Raw genomic sequence first — 3,866 nt, forward strand, 5'->3', positions numbered from 1 at the left:
ACCGAGGACGCCTCGCTGTCGCGCATGACCATCGTCACCAGCGGCTCCGACGAGGTCATCGAGCAGATCACCAAGCACCTGAACCGCCTGATCGAGGTGGTCAAGGTGGTGGACCTGACCGAAGGCAGCTTCACCGCCCGCGAGCTGATGCTCATCAAGGTGCGTGCCGTCGGCAAGGAGCGCGAGGAGATGATGCGGCTGGCCGACATCTTCCGCGGCCGCATCATCGACGTGACCGACAAGAGCTACACCATCGAGCTGACGGGTGACTCCGACAAGCTCGATGCCTTCATCCAGGCGGTGGACCGCACCGCCATTCTAGAAACCGTGCGCACCGGTACCAGCGGGATCGGGCGCGGTGAGCGCATCCTGCGTGTTTGATCGACCCCCGCTACAGACTCAGAAAACGGAACTCCCATGAAGGTTTACTACGACAAGGATGCCGACCTGTCCCTCATCAAGGGCAAGAACGTCACCATCATCGGCTACGGCTCGCAAGGCCACGCCCACGCCCAGAACCTGAACGACTCGGGCGTCAAGGTCACCGTCGGCCTGCGCAAGGGTGGTGCTTCGTGGTCCAAGGCTGAAAAGGCCGGCCTGAAGGTCGCCGAGATCGCCGACGCTGTGCGTGATGCCGACGTCGTGATGATCCTGCTGCCCGACGAGCAGATCGCCACGGTCTACAACGCCGAAGTCGGCCCGAACATGAAGGAAGGCGCTTCGCTTGCCTTCGCCCACGGCTTCAATGTCCACTACGGCCAGGTCGTGCCGCGCAGCGACATCGACGTGTGGATGGTCGCCCCGAAGGCCCCGGGCCACACCGTGCGCGGCACCTACGTGCAAGGTGGCGGCGTGCCGCACCTGATCGCCGTCTACGCCGACAAGACTGGCAAGGCGCGTGACCTGGCCCTGTCCTACGCCACCGCCAATGGCGGCGGCAAGGCCGGCATCATCGAGACCAATTTCCGCGAAGAGACCGAAACCGACCTGTTCGGCGAGCAGGCGGTTCTGTGCGGCGGTGCGGTCGAGCTGATCAAGGCTGGTTTCGAGACGCTGGTGGAAGCCGGCTATGCGCCCGAGATGGCGTACTTCGAGTGCCTGCACGAGCTGAAGCTGATCGTGGACCTGATCTACGAAGGCGGCATCGCGAACATGAACTACTCGATCTCGAACAACGCCGAGTACGGCGAGTACGTGACGGGCCCGAAGGTCGTGACCGCAGCGACCAAGGACGCGATGCGCCAGTGCCTGAAGGACATCCAGACCGGCGAATACGCCAAGTCCTTCATCCTCGAGAACAAGGCCGGTGCGCCGACCCTGATCTCGCGCCGCCGCCTGACCGAAGAGCACCAGATCGAAGTCGTCGGCGAGAAGCTGCGCGCGATGATGCCCTGGATCAAGGCCAACAAGCTGGTCGACAAGAGCCGCAACTGATGCGATGCGGGCACGGCCCGCATGCCAGGTCCGTGATGGACTGCAGCAGGGCAGCGCTTCGGCGCTGCTTTTTTTTGCCTGTTCTCCGGCTGAATCGATGGCTTTGCCGAAGTTATGTAATTATTTGTTTCATAACAACCTCAGCTTCAGGAGTGTTCCATGTTCCAGGCTCGCGCCACCACCCGGTGGGAAGCGTTCTATGGTTCGGCCGAGGTCGTGCGCCGCTATGCGCAGCAATCGCGCCTGCAAGAGCCCGAGCGGGTCATTTTTGACACAGCCATCGGTGCGGCACTGCAGCACAGCCAGCTGCTGGACATTGGTGTCGGAGGTGGCCGCACCACGGTGGAACTGGCGCGTCGCTGCCGGCGCTATGTGGGGGCCGACTGCGCAGAGCCCATGGTGCAGGCTTGTCGCGAGCGGTTCGGTGACCTGATCGTGCGGCATGGCCTGCAGTTCGATGTCGTCGATGCCCGGGCGATGCCCTACGAGGACGCCTCGTTCGATGTCGTGCTGTTCAGCTTCAACGGCATTGATCTGGTTGGAGCCGGTGCACGGATGACGGCATTGGCCGAATGCCGCCGGATGTTGCGTCCGGGTGGGCATCTGGTCTATTCGTCGCACAACCTGAACTGGATGGACCGCCGGTGGGGCATTCGCTGGCATGGCCTGCGCGACTATGTCGAAACCCAGTACTTCTGGTCGCAGATGCGGCGCATCAACCGCAGTGCCTGGCCGATCGTGGAGCGTGACTGGCTTGAGCTGATCGACCCGCTGGCGGGTGGGAGCAACTACTACGTTCGTCCGCAGGAACTGGTCCGGCAGACGCTGGAGCAGGGGTTCGATGATCTTCAGCTCTACGATCTGCGTGGCCGGCGTATCGACGATCCACCGCAGCGCGCGCGATTGACGGACCCATGGGTGTACGTGCACGCCCGCGCTTCGCGATAATCCATTCCATGAACGATCAAACATCGACCGACCGTCCCGACCCCTTCGACGAGCTGGATGGTCCGGCTCCGAGCCGTCCTCGCCGCAAAGGCATCTACATCCTTCCCAACCTGTTCACGCTGGCGGGCCTGTTCGGGGGGTTCTATGCCGTCGTGATGGCCATGAACGGGCGCTTCGACCAGGCGGCGATCGGCGTGTTCTGCGCGATGGTGCTCGACAGCCTCGATGGCCGGGTCGCACGCATGACGAACACCCAGAGCGCCTTCGGCGAGCAGATGGACAGCCTGGCCGACATGGTGTCGTTCGGTGCGGCACCGGCGCTCATCGTCTATGAATGGGCGCTGCGTGGTCTGGGCAAGCTGGGCTGGCTGGCAGCGTTTGTCTATTGCGCGGGTGCGGCGCTGCGTCTGGCACGGTTCAACACCAACATCGGGGTGGTCGACAAGCGGTTCTTCCAGGGATTGCCCAGTCCGGCGGCGGCTGCGCTGGTCACCGGCCTGATCTGGGTGATGGATGACATGGGCTACAAGGGCGTGCGCGACACGCCGTGGCTCACGTGGCTGGCCTTCGCGCTGACGCTGTATGCCGGGCTGACGATGGTCACCAATGTGCCCTTCTACAGCTTCAAGGACGTGAACTTCAAGCGCACGGTGCCGTTCATCGTGATCGTCGCGATTGCGCTGGGCATCGCAGTCATCACCTACCACCCGCCGCTGGTGCTGTTCGGCGTGTTCATCGTCTACGGTGTTTCGGGCTATGTGGTCTATGCGATCAAGAAATCGCGCGGCCGGCCGGTGAGCGTGATCGCGACCTCCACCGATGAGCCTGATGAAGAAGGCCTTCACCGCTGAAGTGCGGTTCTTGCGTGCTATAGTGGTCTGATGATCTGCGTTGTCCGCTTCTTCTCGCTGCGACTACTAGGAGTGCTCCGGGCGCGCTGATCAGTCACACCTGTACCCTTTGTGGATCAACGGCCCGCCTCAGCGCAACGCAGCGGGCCGTTTGTATTTGTGGTGCGGCGTTGCAGGACCCTCGTTTCCTTCATTCCGTCACACCCATGAGCATGTTGAGCAACCCCGCCGAGAAATACCGCCCGTTCGCTCCGGTGCGCCTGGCCGACCGCACCTGGCCCGATGCCGTGCTGACGCACGCGCCGATCTGGTGCAGCGTCGATCTGCGCGATGGCAACCAGGCGCTGATCGAACCGATGGACAGCGAGCGCAAGCTGCGCATGTTCGAGCTGCTGGTGCGCATCGGCTTCAAGGAAATCGAGGTCGGTTTTCCCTCGGCGTCGCAGACAGACTTCGACTTCGTGCGACGACTGATCGAGCAGCGTCTCATCCCCGGCGACGTCACTATCCAGGTGCTGACCCAGGCCCGCGAGCACCTGATCGAGCGGACCTTCGAGGCAGTGGCTGGCGCGCCGCGTGTGGTGGTGCATGTCTACAACGCCACGGCGCCGGTGATGCGTCGCGTGGTGCTGG

Annotated in this window: 4 protein-coding genes and 1 pseudogene; all 5 read left to right on the forward strand. The window is 63.2% G+C overall.

Going from position 1 to position 3,866, the window contains the following annotated elements; all coding sequences use genetic code 11:
- Positions 1–381, forward strand: a 381-nt coding sequence (gene ilvN, locus AB3X43_RS02910) for an acetolactate synthase small subunit (protein WP_369428387.1), incomplete at its 5' end; no start/stop codon positions are given.
- A gap of 36 nt (positions 382–417) precedes the next feature.
- Positions 418–1,434, forward strand: a complete 1,017-nt coding sequence (gene ilvC / locus AB3X43_RS02915; RefSeq protein ID WP_369428388.1) for a ketol-acid reductoisomerase — start codon at positions 418–420, stop codon at positions 1,432–1,434.
- Between the two features lie 159 nt (positions 1,435–1,593).
- Positions 1,594–2,382, forward strand: a complete 789-nt coding sequence (locus AB3X43_RS02920) for a class I SAM-dependent methyltransferase (protein WP_369428389.1) — start codon at positions 1,594–1,596, stop codon at positions 2,380–2,382.
- Between the two features lie 8 nt (positions 2,383–2,390).
- The gene (pssA, locus tag AB3X43_RS02925) at positions 2,391–3,233 is read left to right on the forward strand and encodes a CDP-diacylglycerol--serine O-phosphatidyltransferase (RefSeq protein ID WP_369428390.1); all 843 of its coding nucleotides are present in this window, start codon (positions 2,391–2,393) and stop codon (positions 3,231–3,233) included.
- 212 nt (positions 3,234–3,445) lie between these two features.
- A pseudogene (locus AB3X43_RS02930) lies at positions 3,446–3,866 on the forward strand (2-isopropylmalate synthase); the annotation flags it as partial.

Origin of the sequence: Sphaerotilus sp. (assembly GCF_041083715.1) — a bacterium.
In the GTDB taxonomy this organism is placed as follows: Bacteria; Pseudomonadota; Gammaproteobacteria; order Burkholderiales; family Burkholderiaceae_C; genus Sphaerotilus.